Annotated in this window: 14 protein-coding genes; 7 read left to right on the top strand and 7 right to left on the bottom strand. The window is 69.7% G+C overall.

The genetic code is table 11. The features are described 5' to 3' along the window. Positions 1-60: 60 nt before the first annotated feature. The 3 genes from gatC (at position 61) to G6N30_RS11910 (ending at position 2,958) form a co-directional block, all read left to right on the top strand. A complete protein-coding gene (gene gatC / locus G6N30_RS11920; protein WP_134053006.1) occupies positions 61-360 on the top strand; it encodes an Asp-tRNA(Asn)/Glu-tRNA(Gln) amidotransferase subunit GatC in 300 nt (99 codons plus the stop codon). Then, positions 357-1,838 (top strand): Asp-tRNA(Asn)/Glu-tRNA(Gln) amidotransferase subunit GatA, encoded by a 1,482-nt coding sequence (gene gatA / locus G6N30_RS11915; RefSeq protein ID WP_134053004.1) that lies wholly within the window; start codon positions 357-359, stop codon positions 1,836-1,838. The genes gatC and gatA overlap by 4 nt, the downstream gene beginning before the upstream one ends. Positions 1,839-1,926: 88 nt before the next feature. Further along, positions 1,927-2,958: an ATP-dependent 6-phosphofructokinase gene (locus tag G6N30_RS11910; RefSeq protein ID WP_134053002.1), complete on the top strand. Its 1,032-nt coding sequence runs from the start codon at positions 1,927-1,929 to the stop codon at positions 2,956-2,958. 3 nt (positions 2,959-2,961) lie between these two features. Here the strand turns inward: G6N30_RS11910 and G6N30_RS11905 are convergent, their stop codons facing one another. Further along, complete coding sequence (locus tag G6N30_RS11905; RefSeq protein ID WP_163687533.1) at positions 2,962-3,651, bottom strand: cutinase family protein; 690 nt, start codon at positions 3,649-3,651, stop codon at positions 2,962-2,964. Positions 3,652-3,843: 192 nt separating this feature from the next. Between G6N30_RS11905 and gatB the strand changes: the two genes are divergently transcribed. Further along, entirely contained in the window at positions 3,844-5,349 is a 1,506-nt protein-coding gene (gatB, locus tag G6N30_RS11900) for an Asp-tRNA(Asn)/Glu-tRNA(Gln) amidotransferase subunit GatB (protein WP_134053000.1), read from the top strand. 6 nt (positions 5,350-5,355) lie between these two features. Here the strand turns inward: gatB and G6N30_RS11895 are convergent, their stop codons facing one another. From G6N30_RS11895 to G6N30_RS11880, 4 genes are read right to left on the bottom strand one after another with little or no spacing between them, the layout of a single operon-like run. Next, on the bottom strand, positions 5,356-6,564 hold the full coding sequence (locus G6N30_RS11895; RefSeq protein ID WP_134052998.1) for a DUF1214 domain-containing protein: 1,209 nt from the start codon (positions 6,562-6,564) through the stop codon (positions 5,356-5,358). Then, the gene (locus G6N30_RS11890; RefSeq protein WP_134055197.1) at positions 6,564-7,355 is read right to left on the bottom strand and encodes a sugar phosphate isomerase/epimerase family protein; all 792 of its coding nucleotides are present in this window, start codon (positions 7,353-7,355) and stop codon (positions 6,564-6,566) included. Before G6N30_RS11890 ends, G6N30_RS11895 begins: the two co-directional genes overlap by 1 nt. A 21-nt stretch (positions 7,356-7,376) precedes the next feature. Continuing rightward, positions 7,377-8,546, bottom strand: coding sequence for a sulfotransferase family protein (locus G6N30_RS11885; RefSeq protein ID WP_134052996.1), 1,170 nt, complete (start codon positions 8,544-8,546; stop codon positions 7,377-7,379). Next, positions 8,539-9,693, bottom strand: a complete 1,155-nt coding sequence (locus tag G6N30_RS11880) for an LLM class flavin-dependent oxidoreductase (protein WP_234880108.1) — start codon at positions 9,691-9,693, stop codon at positions 8,539-8,541. The genes G6N30_RS11885 and G6N30_RS11880 overlap by 8 nt, the downstream gene beginning before the upstream one ends. Before the next feature lie 117 nt (positions 9,694-9,810). On the opposite strand from G6N30_RS11880, the gene G6N30_RS11875 reads away from it, so the two are divergent. The 3 genes from G6N30_RS11875 to G6N30_RS11865 are packed head-to-tail and all read left to right on the top strand — an operon-like array spanning position 9,811 to position 13,142. Next, positions 9,811-11,040, top strand: coding sequence for an acetyl-CoA C-acetyltransferase (locus tag G6N30_RS11875; protein ID WP_134052994.1), 1,230 nt, complete (start codon positions 9,811-9,813; stop codon positions 11,038-11,040). Next, positions 11,037-11,828 carry an enoyl-CoA hydratase/isomerase family protein gene (locus G6N30_RS11870; RefSeq protein WP_234880176.1) on the top strand — a complete coding sequence of 264 codons (792 nt, stop codon included), beginning with the start codon at positions 11,037-11,039 and terminating at the stop codon, positions 11,826-11,828. Before G6N30_RS11875 ends, G6N30_RS11870 begins: the two co-directional genes overlap by 4 nt. Before the next feature lie 12 nt (positions 11,829-11,840). Beyond that, positions 11,841-13,142: an acyl-CoA dehydrogenase family protein gene (locus tag G6N30_RS11865; protein WP_134052990.1), complete on the top strand. Its 1,302-nt coding sequence runs from the start codon at positions 11,841-11,843 to the stop codon at positions 13,140-13,142. A gap of 1 nt (position 13,143) precedes the next feature. On the opposite strand, the gene G6N30_RS11860 is transcribed toward G6N30_RS11865, so the two are convergent. Together G6N30_RS11860 and G6N30_RS11855 are read right to left on the bottom strand one after the other, a co-directional pair. After that, the gene (locus G6N30_RS11860) at positions 13,144-14,106 is read right to left on the bottom strand and encodes a phosphotransferase family protein (RefSeq protein WP_134052988.1); all 963 of its coding nucleotides are present in this window, start codon (positions 14,104-14,106) and stop codon (positions 13,144-13,146) included. Beyond that, positions 14,099-14,887, bottom strand: a complete 789-nt coding sequence (locus G6N30_RS11855) for an SDR family NAD(P)-dependent oxidoreductase (protein ID WP_134052986.1) — start codon at positions 14,885-14,887, stop codon at positions 14,099-14,101. The genes G6N30_RS11860 and G6N30_RS11855 overlap by 8 nt, the downstream gene beginning before the upstream one ends. Positions 14,888-14,904 lie beyond the last annotated feature (17 nt).

The following is a 14,904-nucleotide window of genomic DNA, read 5'->3' as shown; positions in this document are numbered from 1 at the left end:
ACCGGCGGGGAGGCGACTCGGGAGAACCGCCGCCGGGCCGCACGACTAGGCTGCGTGGTCGTGTCACAGATCTCCCGAGACGAGGTGGCCCACCTGGCCCGACTGGCCCGCCTGGCGCTGAGCGACGATGAACTCGACAGCTTCGCCGGCCAGTTGGACGCCATCCTGGGCCACGTCAGCGCGATCCAGTCCGTCGACGTCACCGGGGTGAAGCCGACCGGCAACCCGCTGACCGACGTCAACGTCATGCGCCCCGACGTGGTGGTGCCCGGCCTCACCCAGGACGAGGCGCTGGACGCCGCGCCGAAGGCGGTCGACGGGCGCTTCGCCGTCCCGCGCATCCTGGGGGAGCCCGAATGAGTGACCTGATCCGCGAGAACGCCGCCACCCTGGCCGGCCGTATCGCCGCCAAGGAGATCTCGGCCACCGAACTGACCCAGGCCTGCCTGGACCAGATCGCCGACACCGACGAACGCTTCCACGCCTTCCTGCACGTGGCCGCCGACGAGGCGCTGGCCGAGGCCGCCCGCATCGATGCGGCGGTGGCCGCGAACGAGCGTCTTCCGTCGCCGCTGGCGGGGGTGCCGATCGCGCTCAAGGACGTGTTCACCACCACCGACATGCCCACCACCTGCGGCTCGAAGATCCTCGAAGGCTGGCGGTCGCCGTACGACGCCACCGTCACGGTGCGACTGCGCGCCGCGGGTATGCCGATCCTCGGCAAGACCAACATGGACGAATTCGCCATGGGCAGTTCGACCGAGAACTCCGCGTACGGGCCGACCCGCAACCCATGGGATGTCGACCGGGTGCCCGGCGGGTCCGGCGGCGGCAGTGCGGCGGCGCTGGCGGCGTTCCAGGCGCCGCTGGCGATCGGTACCGACACCGGTGGCTCGATCCGTCAGCCGGCGGCGCTGACCGCGACCGTCGGGGTGAAACCGACCTACGGCACGGTGTCGCGGTACGGGTTGATCGCGTGCGCCTCCTCGCTGGACCAGGGCGGGCCGTGCGCGCGCACGGTGCTCGACACCGCGCTGCTGCACCAGGTGATCGCCGGCCATGACCCGCGGGACTCCACCTCGGTGCCCGCCGAGGTGCCCGATGTCGTGCGCGCCGCCCACGCCGGGGCGAACGGTGATCTGCGCGGTGTGCGGGTCGGCGTGGTCAAGCAGCTGCGCGGGGAGGGTTACCAACCCGGCGTGCTGTCGTCGTTCAACGCCGCGGTCGAGCAGCTCACCGCGCTCGGCGCCGACGTCACCGAGGTGGACTGCCCGAACTTCGACCACTCGCTGGCCGCCTACTACCTGATCCTGCCCTCGGAGGTGTCGTCGAACCTGGCCCGCTTCGACGCGATGCGGTTCGGGTTGCGCGTGGGCGACGACGGTACGCACAGCGCCGAAGAGGTGATGGCACTGACGCGAGCCGCCGGTTTCGGCCCAGAAGTCAAGCGCCGCATCATGATCGGCACCTACGCGCTGTCGGCCGGCTATTACGACGCCTACTACAACCAGGCGCAGAAGGTCCGCACCCTGATCGCCGGTGACCTCGACGCGGCCTACGAGAACGTCGACGTGCTGGTCTCGCCCGCCACGCCGACCACCGCGTTCCCGCTGGGGGAGAAGGTCGACGATCCGCTGGCGATGTACCTGTTCGACCTGTGCACGCTGCCGCTGAACCTGGCCGGGCACTGCGGGATGTCGGTGCCGTCGGGGCTCTCGCCGGACGACAACCTGCCGGTGGGGCTGCAGATCATGGCGCCTGCGCTGGCCGACGACCGGCTGTACCGGGTGGGTGCGGCCTACGAGGCGGCCCGCGGTCCGCTGCCCACCGCGCTGTAGGCGCCCACTGCACGATTGATGTACGCATCGGCCGAGTGGCGCGGCGAACAACCGTGCGCTCGGCGCCGGCTACAGGAAGAATGGGTCTATGCGCATCGGAGTTCTCACCGGCGGTGGTGACTGTCCCGGCCTGAACGCCGTGATCAGGGCGGTGGTCCGCACCTGCGATGTGCGCTACGGCTCGTCGGTCGTGGGATTCCAGGACGGCTGGCGCGGTCTGCTGGAGAACCGTCGCATCCAGTTGCGCAACGACGACCGCAACGACCGGCTGCTCGCCAAGGGCGGCACGGTGCTCGGCACCGCGCGCGTGCACCCGGAGAAGCTGCGCGCCGGGCTGGATCAGATCAAGCAGACGCTCGACGACAACGGCATCGACGTGCTGATCCCGATCGGCGGGGAGGGCACGCTGACCGCCGCGCACTGGCTGTCGGAGGAGAACGTGCCGGTGGTCGGGGTGCCGAAGACCATCGACAACGACATCGACTGCACCGACGTCACTTTCGGACACGACACCGCGCTGACGGTGGCCAGTGAGGCCATCGACCGGCTGCACTCCACCGCGGAGTCCCATCAGCGGGTGATGCTCGTCGAGGTGATGGGCCGCCACGCCGGCTGGATCGCGTTGAACGCCGGTCTGGCCTCCGGGGCGCACATGACGTTGATCCCCGAACAGCCCTTCGACGTCGAAGATGTGTGCCGGCTGGTCAAACAGCGGTTCGTGCGCGGGGATTCGCACTTCATCTGCGTCGTCGCCGAGGGGGCGAAACCCGCCGAGGGCACCATGCAGTTGCGCCAGGGCGGGATGGACGAGTTCGGCCACGAGAAGTTCACCGGCGTCGCCCAGCAGTTGGCGATCGAGGTGGAGAAGCGGGTCAACCGCGATGTGCGGGTGACGGTGCTCGGCCATGTGCAGCGCGGTGGCACGCCGACGCCGTTCGACCGCGTGCTGGCGACGCGTTTCGGTGTGAACGCCGCCGACGCCGCCCACGCGGGGGAGTACGGGATGATGGTGTCGCTGCGCGGGCAGGAGATCGGCCGGGTGTCGCTCGCCGACGCCACCCGTCAACTCAAACTGGTGCCGCAGACCCGCTACGACGACGCCGCCGAGTTCTTCGGCTGACGATCAGGCCCTGACCCGGTCCGCCGCGTAGGTGGCGGCCTGGTCGATCATGCCGTTGGCGCCGTATTGGCTGTGCGCGAACAGGTTTCCGCCGTTGTCGGTGCAGATCGGATCATCCGGGATGCACTGCTCGAGGGTCTTGCCGGCATACAGCGAGCCGATCGTGATCGGCGGTGCGCTGATCGCGTCGAGAAATCGCGTCGACGGCTGACCGAACAGCACGACGGCGGCCACGTGGTCGGCGATCTCCGGGGCCATCGGTCCGGTGATGCCGACCGGGGGGATGTAGCCCGGCGGGATCTCGTCGGCGGTGACGTAGCCCATGACCGCCGCGCCCTGCGAGTAGCCGCCGAGCACCATCTTCGAGTCAGGACAGGTGTTGACCATGTCGCGGACGCGGTTGCTCGTGTCGATGACGCCGTCGGCGGCGCGTGGCCAGTCCGGGCTCGCCGGATAGGCGACCGGATAGACGTTCACCGACTTGTCGCCCAACTGCTTCTGCAGCGAGTCGACGAAAGCCTGCCCGACCCATCCCACGCCGGGCGCCTCGGTGGTGCCGCGCGCGAAGATCACCTCGACGTCCGGACACGGCTGGGCGGCCGCGACCGGTGCCGCGAACGTCCCGCCGAACATCGCCGCCGACCCGACGGCCGCCGCTGCGGCGACCTTGCCAACACCCCGACTGAGCTGCATCCATGACCCCGATCTTTGATCTTGACGATAACTTTAGCCGGGCTTGCTAACTACGGCGACCAGCGACCATTGCGGCGCCGTGCGGCCTTCGTCACCATGCGGGCCGCAATGTGTCCACGCTCGCGGGCGCCCGGAGGCGTCCCCGGGCCGGGGACCGGCGGGGCCGGTGGGGCCGCAACTAGGATCGAGCTCATGACGGCGACTTCGGTGGCAGACCTTCTCGACTACGACGAGGTCGTGGCGCGCTTCGAACCGGTGATGGGCATGGAGGTGCACGTCGAACTGTCGACGGCGACCAAGATGTTCTGCGGCTGCGCCAACGCGTTCGGCGCCGAACCCAACACGCAGGTGTGCCCCGTGTGTCTGGGGCTGCCCGGTTCGCTGCCCGTACTCAACCAGGAGGCCGTCGAATCGGCGATCCGCATCGGCTTGGCGCTCAACTGCGAGATCGTGCCGTGGTGCCGGTTCGCCCGGAAGAACTACTTCTATCCGGACCAGCCGAAGAACTACCAGATCTCGCAGTACGACGAACCGATCGCGATCAACGGGTACCTCGACGTGCCGCTCGACGACGGCACCACCTGGCGGGTGGAGATCGAACGGGCCCACATGGAGGAGGACACGGGCAAGCTGACCCACTTGGGCAGCGACACAGGGCGCATCTCGGGCGCGACGAACTCGCTGGCCGACTACAACCGCGCCGGTGTGCCGTTGATCGAGATCGTCACCCGGCCGATCGAGGGTGCCGGCGCGCGCGCCCCGGAGATCGCCCGCGCCTACGTCACGGCGCTGCGCGACCTGCTGCGAGCGCTCGGGGTGTCCGATGTGCGCATGGATCAGGGATCGATGCGCTGCGATGCGAACGTGTCGCTCAAACCCGTCGGGCAGGCCGAGTTCGGCACGCGCACCGAGACCAAGAACGTCAACTCGCTCAAGAGCGTCGAGGTGGCTGTCCGCTACGAGATGCGCCGCCAGGCCGCGGTGCTGACCGCCGGTGGCACGATCACCCAGGAGACGCGGCACTTCCACGAGGATGGGTACACCTCGCCGGGACGCAGCAAGGAGACCGCGGAGGACTACCGCTACTTCCCGGAACCGGATCTCGAACCTGTCGCGCCGGACGCCGAGCTCGTCGAGCGGCTGCGTCAGACGCTGCCCGAGCTGCCGTGGCTGGCGCGCAAGCGAATCCAGCAGGAGTGGGGTATCTCCGACGAGGTGATGCGCGACCTGGTCAACAACGGGGCGATCGACCTCGTGGCCGCGACCGTCGAACACGGCGCCTCCAGTGAGGCCGCCCGCGCCTGGTGGGGGAACTTCCTGGTGCAGAAGGCCAATGAACTCGGCGTGGAACTCGACGCGCTGCCCATCACCCCGGCGCAGGTGGCGGCGGTGGTCGAACTGGTCGACAGCGGAAAGCTGTCGAACAAGCTGGCCCGCCAGGTCGTCGAGGGCGTGCTGGCCGGTGAGGGTGAGCCCGCGCAGGTGATGGCCGACCGCGGACTCGAAGTGGTGCGAGACGATTCGGCGCTGCAGGCCGCGGTCGACGAGGCGCTGGCCGCCAATCCCGGCATCGTCGAGAAGATCCGCGGTGGCAAGGTGCAGGCCGCGGGCGCCATCGTCGGTGCCGTGATGAAGGCGACCAAGGGTCAGGCCGACGCGGCGCGGGTGCGCGAACTGGTGCTCGCCGCCTGCGGCTGACCGCGCTCACATCCGGTGCCGCAGCCGGACGCCGTTGAACCGGGCCCACATCTGGGCGCTGCGTTGCTCCGCGGTGACGGTCACGGTGTCCGGGGGTAGGACCTCGGCGAGCTCGGCCCGGCTCACGACGCGGGTTCGCAGGGCGACGGGTTCGCCGGCGAGCAGGTGACGGTAGGTCACGTTGCCGCGGCTGAAACCCTGCGTGTCGAGCCAGTTGTGGCACCCCGGGTCGTCGTGGGCCAGCACCACGCGGATCTTCCCGTCCCCGTCGATCACGGTCCTGCTCGGCGTGTAGCTCACCGGGCGGTACAGGTAGTCCATGCTGGTGAAGAACACGCCCATGTTGGTCAGGTTCCACAGCCCCTCGTGCGCGTCGAACTCGATGACCAGCGCCTCGTCGGCCTCGAGTTCCCAGTACATGTTCGCCGCCGCACGTCCGCGTTTGTCGTCACCGGCGACGCGGTCGGCCGGGGGAAACCGGTTGGGCCGCCCGGGATCGACACCGCCGTAGCCGAACGGGTGATCCGGCCAGTCGCGCATCACGCCCTCGACGAAGTCGCCGGCCCATTCGATCGCTCGCACCATGTCTGCGGGCGTGGGCAGCGGCCGCGGTGAGGCCATGTCCACCCGCTCGATCCGCAGCTCGGCAGGGCGCTCGTCCCACCCGTCGAAACCCTGGCGAATGAACAGTTTGCGGGACTCGGGCGTCGTCGGCAGCCAGTTCGGATCGCGTTGCGGCCCTCCGACATTCAACTCGAAGTCGCCGTCCGGCCCGGCCGTCAGCTGGTGGCCGAACAGGTTGGCCTCCGGCACGTCTCCGAACGGCTCGTGCAGCACGCCTGGGCCGGTCTGCCGGGGCCCCTGCACGGTGATGTTGAGAAACGGTGCGGTGCCGCGGTTTCCGGTGATGCGGTAGGTGTGCGCACCGTCGATCCAGGCCTGGTGGTAGGTGAAGTCCGCGCAGTCACCGCCCAGTTTGCGCAGCGGCGTGCAGAAGGCGTGCACCACCGGATACCGCGTGTCGGCGGTCTCCAGTGCGAGGTCGAATGCCTGCCCGAGGTTCTGGGTCAGGAATCGCAGTGCGTCGGCGCGTTGTCGTCCCGAGGTGGCGTTGTGGTCCTTGTAGGCCTGTGCGCCTGCTGCTTCGAGCCGGGCGCAGAACGCCGACCACGCCGCGTGCAGTGTGGCGTCGTCGTCGCCGTCACCGAACGCCATCACGCACCGAGCCGGTCGAGCATCGGGCCGATGACGTCGCATGCGCGCCGGGCCGCGGCCGCGCGCCCCTCCGCATCGATCCGCGGCCCGATGAGTTCCAGATCGACACCGTGTGCATACCCGCCGGCGAGGACCTGGGCGACGAACGACTCGACGGGGATGGCGCCGTCACCGGGCACCGCGCGTGCGGGCAGTGCGCGGTCGCCGAGCACATAGTCGCTCAGCTGCACGTGTTCGGTGCGGGGCAGTGCGCGTTCGATCAGTGCCGGCAGTTCAGCCTCGGCCCAGCAGTGGAAGAGGTCGATGCAGATGCCCAGCCCCGCCATCTCGGCCAGCATGATCGTGTCGCGCAGCGAGTGCGCGATGTGGATGTCGGCGTACAGGCTCGACGCGTTCTCGATCGCCAGCGCGACACCGGCGTCGCGGGCGCGTGCCACGCACGGCGCCACCGCGGCGCAGAACCGGTCGGCACCCTCCCGCCAGGACAGCGGCCCCCGTCCGCCGGTGAGCATGTAGACCATCCGCGCGTCCACGCCGGCCGCCGTGTCGATGAGCCGGTTCAGAGTGTCCCGCGCGGCGGCGATGTCGTCGGCCGCGGCGGGCACCCGGCCCGCGCCGAACAGATGGTAGACGGCGTCGATGCGGTATCCGTGCGCGTCGAGCAGCGGCGCCAGCGCCGGGTCGGACAGCTGGAAGTCGATGAGGCTCAACCGGTTCAGGCCCAGCGCCGTCCAGTGGGTGTGCAATTCGCCGAGCGCGGCGCCGTAGAACGTCACGCTGTGCACCGACATCCGCTCGAGCGTCACCGGACCTCAGCTCCGCTTCTCGATGGACACCCCGAACCGCTCGCGGAACGGCCGGAACTCCTCGTTCAGCGCATCGATGTCCTCACCGATGTCGGTGAGAAGCGACGTGGAGTAGCGGAACTTGCCGTACCGGTCGCCGCGGTTGTCGGCCAGGTAGCGGCGCATCGCCGACTCGGCGGCGCCGGACAGTTCGCGTCCGCAGGAGGCGTAGAAGCTCCGCACGGTGCCCACCTGGTCGGCGATGAAATCGGTGTATCGCACATGGTGCACCCGGGGGTCGCCGACCAGGGGATGGCTCATCGTGTTGGCGATGCTCGCCCGGGTGAGGTCGAGATGCATCTTCGCCGCGGCCGCGAGGTCGATGGGGCCCACGATGCCCTCGAGGATGTCGGCCATCATCATCGTGCGCGAGGCGGCGACCTGAACCGGATCGCGATGCAGCCACAGCAGGTGGGCGTCCGGATAGGCCGCGAAGAACTCGTCGAGCCGAAACCCGTGGAACCCCTTGCACACCCAGTACTTTCGCGGCCTCCCATACTGGCACTGCTGCAACATCGCCCGGTGGATCCGGTACTGCGCCGCCGCATCGGTCGGCAGTCCGCCCACCACCGTCTGCATCGGCACCCGCCACCACGCCGTCGGCGTCATCACCCGGAAATCGAACGCCCAGGTGCGCTCGTCCTCGGGCAGGCCGTCGCCGAGCATGTCGTTGTAGGGATGGCTGTGCAGCCACTTGGGCATTCTGGCGTTGATCTCGCGCCAGTCCGCATCGGCGCGGGCGCGGCGCGGATCGTCGGGACCCGCCAGCCCCGGCGGCGGTGACGGATACATCACCTCCCAGAACCGCAGTGCGCGCGCGTCGGGATCGACCGACATGAGGGCGTGCATCAGCGTTGTGCCCGAACGCGGTTCACCGGTGACGAACATCGGCCGGTCGATCACCTCGTCGGCGACCGCGTGGCGGTGCCGGTCGGCGAAGAACTCCAGCCGCGAGGTGAGCAGCCAGTGGCACACCTCCGACGCGCGTTGTATGCCTTCGGCGTTCATGCCCAGGCCGTTGAGATGCTCGACCGCCACCTCGAACCGTTCGGGCAGGCTCGGGTCACCGTAGTCGTGCAGCCCGGTGGCCGTCTCGGCGCGCGCCAGCAGATCGCGGGCGTCCAATCGTTCACTCATGGTTCTGTGCTCCGCACAGCCGCACCAGTTCGTCCTCGGCCTCGCGGACGTTGCCGGCGGACGCGGCGGCGTGGGAGAGGCCGGCCATCGCGCCGTAGTCCATGATCTTGGGGACGCGCAGCCCCGCGTCGACGTAGTCCTTGACGATGCGGGCGACCTGGCGGGGTGTGCCGTGGGGCAGAACCGCCAGCAGTGCCTCCGGATGCACGCGGTCGAGGAAGTCGAGGATCCGGTCACGGGTGAGCGTCGCAGGGTCGATGTCGTGGAAGCCGCGCCAGTCCGCGCCGAGCGGGTGGTCGTGCCCGAACGTCGACAGCGTCTCGGCCGATACCTGCAGGAGAAGCGCCTTGACCAGCGGGGCCTGCACGATGTCGGCCAGTGCGGCCTCGTCGCGGGCGATCAGACAGATCTGGATGAAGCAGGGGGTGATCGCCATCGGGTCCCGTCCGGCGCGCTCGGCCGCACCGCGGACAGTGGCGAGCATGTCGGCGTAGTGCTCCGGAGTCCATGCGCCGGCCGGCCACCAGCCGTCGGCGTGGCGGCCGGCGATGTCGAGCATCCGGGGTCCGCTGGCGCCGATCCAGATCTCCGGGAATCGGCCGCCGTAGGGTTCGGTGTCCAGTCGCGCCTCCCGCAATCGGTAGAACTGCCCGTCGAAGTCGACCGGCTTGTCGGATTCCCAGAGCAGCCGGATGACCCGAAGGGCCTCCTCGAACCGGCTGACGGGCCGGTCGAAACCGAACCCGTAGGGCACGATGTTCTCCCGCTCGCCACTGCCCAGGCCAAGGATGAAACGTCCGCGGGCGAGGTGGTCGATGGTCAACGCGGACTGCGCCAGAGAGGCGGGGTGCCGGCGCACGGTGTCCACGACGGCGGTCGCCAGCGGGGTCGTCTCGGTCAGCACCGCGGCCGCGGCGGCCACCGCCATCCCGTCGAGGTGGCGGTGCGGGGACGGAGACGCTCGGGCCAGGTCGGTGAACTCCGGTGTCCAGATCGAATCGGGCCAGAAACTGACCATGTGGTCGGGGAGCCAGATCGAGTGGTAGCGGCCGCTGTCGAGGTGGGCGAGGCCGGACAGGTCCAGCGGCAGCGTGGTGCGCAGGAACGCCGCGGGCTGCACCGGCGGCGCCGTCGTATCGCTGGGCACTCGCCCAGCTTAGGGGTGAGGCGGTATTGCACCCGGCGATTTCGGAGAATAGCCTTCTCGCCACACGTAAAGGCATTCTCGCCTCTACCGCCGGCTCGCGACGAGGGGAGCTGCCCGATGACGGACGCGTGGATTCTCGACGCCGTGCGCACCCCGCGCGGCCGCGGCCGGCCCGGCGGTGGCCTGCACGGTGTCCATCCCCAGGAGCTGTTCGCGCAGTGCCTCGAGGCGCTGGTCACTCGTTGCGGTTTCGACCCCGGCGAGGTGGACGACGTCGTGGCGGGCAACGGTCTGCAGGCCGGGGAACACGGCGACGACATCGCCCGCTTGTCGGTGCTGCTGGCGGGCTGGCCGCAGACGGTTCCCGGGATGACGCTCAACCGGTTCTGCGGGTCCGGGCAGCAGGCCATCACGGTCGCTGCGGCCGGTGTGGCCAGCGGGGCGCAGGACGTCGTGGTGGCCGGCGGTGTGGAATCGATGTCGAGATGGGACGTGACGGTCGGGGCGCCGACGATCGACGGCGCCAACCCGGCTTTGCGGAAGCGCTACCCGACGGTGCCGCAGGGCATCTCGGCCGATCTGATCGCGTCGCTGGAGGGCTTCACCCGTGCGGACGTCGACACCTACGCCGCACAGAGCCAGCGGCGCGCGCAGGAGGCGATCGCCGAGGGCCGGTTCGACCGGTCGCTCATCACGGTGACCGACACCGATGGCACCCCACTGCTCGACCATGACGAGCACCCCCGGCCGGGAACCACCGTGGAGACCCTCGCCGGTCTGCGCCCCGCGTTCGCCGCGATGGGAGCGGCCGGTGTCGAGGGCGAGAGCCTGACCTTCGACGAGATCTGCCTGGACCGCTATCCGAAGGTCGAGCGCATCGACCACGTCCACCACGCGGGCAATTCGTCCGGCGTGGTCGACGGTGCCGCCGCCGCGGTGATCGCCTCACCCGAATGGTCACGGCGACAGGGGATCTCGCCCCGCGCCCGGATCCGCGCGACGGCCGCGATCGGCAGCGAACCGATCATCATGCTGACCGCTCCCGGCCCGGCCGCCCAGGCGTGTCTGGCCAAGGCGGGTATGCACACCGGTGACATCGACCTGTGGGAGGTCAACGAAGCGTTCGCCGCCGTGCCGCTCAAGACCATTCGCGACCTCGACCTCGACCCGGACCGCGTCAACGTCAACGGTGGGGCCATCGCGCTCGGGCACCCGATCGGCGCCACCGGCGCCATGCTGATCGGCACGGTGCTCGACGAACTGGAGCGCCGCGGCCTGACCACCGGACTGGTCACCATGTGCACCGGCGGCGGTATGGGCACCGCCACGATCGTCGAGCGGATCTGACGGTGGCCGCCCCCGTCACCATGACGACCCCCTGCGCGGGTGTCGCTGTACTCACCCTCAACCGGCCCGAACGCCTCAACGCGCTGAACGAGGTGATGGTGCGCGAACTGGCCGCCACCCTGGCCGCGCTGCGCACCGACACCGGCACGCACGCGGTCGTGCTCACCGGCGCCGGACGCGGGTTCTGTTCGGGCATCGACGTGCGCGACTTCGGGCCCGGCATGCTCGAGGCGGATGCGCCCGCCCTGGACCGGATGCGTTTCCAGGAGACGATGGCGGCCCTGCCGCAGGCGCTGCGGGCGCTGCCCCAACCGGTGATCGCCGCCGTCAACGGTCCGTGTGTGGGCGCCGGGCTCGCGCTGTGCCTGGCCGCCGATATTCGGATCTGTTCGGCCGCAGCCTCTTTCGGTAATGCCGCGATTCTGCTGGGGTTGTCCGGAGCCGAGATGGGCATGAGCTACCACCTGCCCCGCATCGTCGGCACGAGCGTGGCGGCGGACTGGATGCTGACCGGCCGCACGGTCACCGCCGACGAGGCCGACCGCCGCGGACTGGTGTCCCAACTGGTGGGCTCCGGAGCCCTGGTCGACCGCGCGGTCGAACTCGCCGCGCTGGTGGCCGGACTCTCGCCGTTCGGGGTGCAGTTGACCAAACGGGCGCTGCACGTGAACACCGACGCCGCGAGCCTCGACGCCGCGCTGGAGCTGGAGAACCGCAATCAGGTGCTATCGCATGCGACCGATGACGCGGCGGCGCGGCGGCAACCGTGGACCGCGAAGCGAACGTGAGGGGACTCGTCGATGGCATGGGATTTCTCGACCGACCCCGAGTGGGACGAGCAACTGGCGTGGGTCGACGGGTTCGTCCGCTCGGAGTGCGAACCCATCGATCTCATCGTCGCGGAGTCGCACGACCTCAACGATCCGGTGCGTCAGGCACTGATCCCACCACTGCAGCAGATCGTCAAGGACCGCGGGCTGTGGGCCACCCATCTCGGTCCACACCTCGGTGGGCCGGGCTACGGCCAGGTGAAGCTGGCGCTGCTCAACGAGATCCTGGGCCGGTCCGAGTGTGCGCCCATCGTGTTCGGCTCGCAGGCGCCTGACTCCGGCAACAGCGAGATCCTCGCGCACTACGGCACTCCCGAGCTGAAGCAGCGTTACCTCGAGCCGTTGCTGGACAACCGGATCGTGTCGTGTTTCTCGATGACCGAACCACACGGCGGGGCGGACCCGAAGGTCTTCACCACGACCGCCGTCGAGGACGGCGACCACTGGGTGATCAAGGGCGAGAAGTGGTATTCGTCGTTCGCGTCGATGGCGTCCTTCATCATCGTGATGGCGATGACGGATCCGGATGCCCCTCCGTATCAGCGGTATTCGATGTTCGTCGTGCCCGGTGGCACGCCCGGCGTGAACGTCGTGCGCGATGTCGGACTGGGCTACCAGCCACTCGACGGCGGTGGGCGTGAGGGTTACGTGCGGTATGAGAACGTGCGCGTGCCCGCCGACCACATGCTGGGGCCGCGTGGAGGGGCGTTCGTGGTGGCCCAGACCCGCCTCGGCGGCGGCCGCATCCACCACGCGATGCGCACGGTCGGCCTGGTGCGCCGGATCTTCGACATGATCCGGGAGCGGGCGGTGTCGCGGTACACCCAGGGCGGCATGCTCTCCGACAAGCAGATGGTCCAGCAGATGGTGGCGGACTCGTGGATGGAGATCGAGGCGTTCCGGCTGCTGACCCTGCAGACCGCGTGGAAGATCGACCAGTACAACGACTACAAGGCGGTGCGCGCCGACATCTCGGCCGTCAAGGCGATGATGCAGAAGGTGCTGCACGACGTATCCGCCCGGGCGTTGCAGATCCACGGTTCACTCGGGACGTCCCACGAGATGCCGTTCGTGCGGTACCTCACCGAGTCATTCGTCCTCGGGCTCGCCGACGGGCCGACCGAGGTGCACAAGGTGACGTTGGCCCGCCTGCTGCTCGCCGATGTCGCACCCGCCCCGGACGTCTTCCCGTCCGAGCATCTCCTGCGGCTGCGTGCGGAGGCGGAGGAGAAGTTCGCCGACCGGCTGGCCGGGGTCCCGCGCACGCGCTGAGTCACCCGAGCAGATCCGTTGCCCGCCTGAGCAGGCCGGGCAGTGCGGACGCCATCTCCTCGAGTTCCGCGCGGGGACGGGACCTTCGGCGATTGTGTTTGACGATCAGCGACCAGGTGGCCGCCGACTTGAAGCACGCCAGCGCCATGAACCACCTCAGGTCGGGCACGGCGGCGCCGACCGCGTCGGTGTAGCAGGCGGCCAGTTCGGCGATCGGCGGCACCACCTCGACGTACGGGCTCGGCCTGCGGTAGGTGGCCGGATCGGCGTTGACGAGAAACCAGCCGGCGTCCACCCGCGGATCGCCGACCGACCAGATCTCCCAGTCGATCACCGCCGTGATCCGCGCCCCGCGCGCCACGAGGTTGCCGAGCCGGAAGTCGCCGTGCACCACGCTGGCCCGCACGGGCGCGGGAGCCGAGGCTCGAAGGGCGTCCCGGACGCGACCCCAATCGGGAACCAGGTGCGGGTCGACGGTCTGCAGGGTGGCCGACCAGCGGTCCACCTCCGCGCAGGCATCCCCGATCGGCTCGCCGGTCAGCCCCAGCTCGGCCGGTGTGACGCGATGCAGCGCGGCCATCACCCGCGCCGCACTCCGGTACCTATCCGGCACCGAGTCATGTGGGGCGGCAGCCGCATCGAACAGCGGCTCGAACGCCTCGCCCTCGGCCAGTGACATCACGAACAGCGGGGGCACCTCGGGTGGTGCGCCGCGGTCCGTCCCCAGCACCTCGGGAACCGGCACGTCCGTCGCCGCCAGCGCCTCGATGATCCGGGCCTGCCGCAGGACGTCGCGGTGACCGACCGGATCATGGCCGGGCGGAGCCACTTTCACCACGACCGGCCGCATGCCCTGGCTCGCCCGAAAGGTCAGGCTCGACGCACCACCGGCGAGCGGCTGGACGTCGGAGATGCCGAGCGTCGCCAACCGCGTGCTCAAGGCCTCGACGTCGAGGTCACTCACTCAGCCGGCCGACCTCGCGAAGGAATGACTGGGTGTGGGCGATCCGTCCGGTCATCGTCGCCGGGTCGCCGGTGCACAGGAGCAACGCCGTCTCAGCGATGAGGCCGATGTCCTCGGTGTCGGTCTTGGCCAGATCGAGCGTGCCGGCGCCGGGCGTGGCCACGGGGTTGGTGGGTGCTGCGGCGTTGACGGCGATACCGTCATCGAATAGTTCGGCTGCAAGGCTTTTGGTCAACCGGTTGAGCGCGGCCTTCACGGTGCCGTAGACGCCGAACCCGGCGGTGCGGTCGAACTCGGAGAACGGGGGACCGGGCGGCAGATCGCCGCCCACCGACGTCACGTTGAGGATCCAGCCGCGGCCGCGCTCACGCATGGCGGGGATCACGAACTGGCTCAGATGCAGCGGGGCGAGCAGATGCATCTCCACCATCAGCCGGACCCGCTTGTCGGGGAAGCCGTCCAGCCCCCGGAGAAACGTCACCGCGGCGTTGTTGACGAGGATGTCCGGCGGACCCACGGAGTCGCACACCTCCGCGAACAGCTGCTCGCGCTCGTCGGGCTGGGACAGGTCGGCGGGGACGGCGACCGCCGAGCCGCCCGCGGCGAGTATCTCGTCGCGCGTCTGCCGCAGCGATCCCTGGTATTTCGGGTCGGGCTCCATGGTGCGCGCCGTCAGCACGACGGTGGCCCCTTCGGCGGCCAGTCGGGTGGCGATCGCCGCGCCGAGGCCCCGGCTGCTGCCGGTCACCAGAGCCACCCGGTCCACACAGCGTCCTGTCACCAACCACCTCCACCGAG

This window comes from Mycolicibacterium litorale (assembly GCF_010731695.1).
GTDB classification, from domain to species: domain Bacteria; phylum Actinomycetota; class Actinomycetes; order Mycobacteriales; family Mycobacteriaceae; genus Mycobacterium; species Mycobacterium litorale.
This window is presented reverse-complemented; position numbering and strand designations above follow the sequence as displayed.

What these genes read in the sequence shown, in the direction of transcription:
- G6N30_RS11885 (WP_134052996.1), bottom strand. Translation starts at nt 8,546, where the DNA reads ATGAGTGAACGATTGGACGCCCGCGATCTGCTGGCGCGCGCCGAGACG.
- G6N30_RS11910 (WP_134053002.1), top strand. Translation starts at nt 1,927, where the DNA reads ATGCGCATCGGAGTTCTCACCGGCGGTGGTGACTGTCCCGGCCTGAAC.
- gatA (WP_134053004.1), top strand. Translation starts at nt 357, where the DNA reads ATGAGTGACCTGATCCGCGAGAACGCCGCCACCCTGGCCGGCCGTATC.
- G6N30_RS11905 (WP_163687533.1), bottom strand. Translation starts at nt 3,651, where the DNA reads ATGCAGCTCAGTCGGGGTGTTGGCAAGGTCGCCGCAGCGGCGGCCGTC.
- G6N30_RS11875 (WP_134052994.1), top strand. Translation starts at nt 9,811, where the DNA reads ATGACGGACGCGTGGATTCTCGACGCCGTGCGCACCCCGCGCGGCCGC.
- G6N30_RS11895 (WP_134052998.1), bottom strand. Translation starts at nt 6,564, where the DNA reads ATGGCGTTCGGTGACGGCGACGACGACGCCACACTGCACGCGGCGTGG.
- gatB (WP_134053000.1), top strand. Translation starts at nt 3,844, where the DNA reads ATGACGGCGACTTCGGTGGCAGACCTTCTCGACTACGACGAGGTCGTG.
- G6N30_RS11890 (WP_134055197.1), bottom strand. Translation starts at nt 7,355, where the DNA reads ATGTCGGTGCACAGCGTGACGTTCTACGGCGCCGCGCTCGGCGAATTG.
- G6N30_RS11865 (WP_134052990.1), top strand. Translation starts at nt 11,841, where the DNA reads ATGGCATGGGATTTCTCGACCGACCCCGAGTGGGACGAGCAACTGGCG.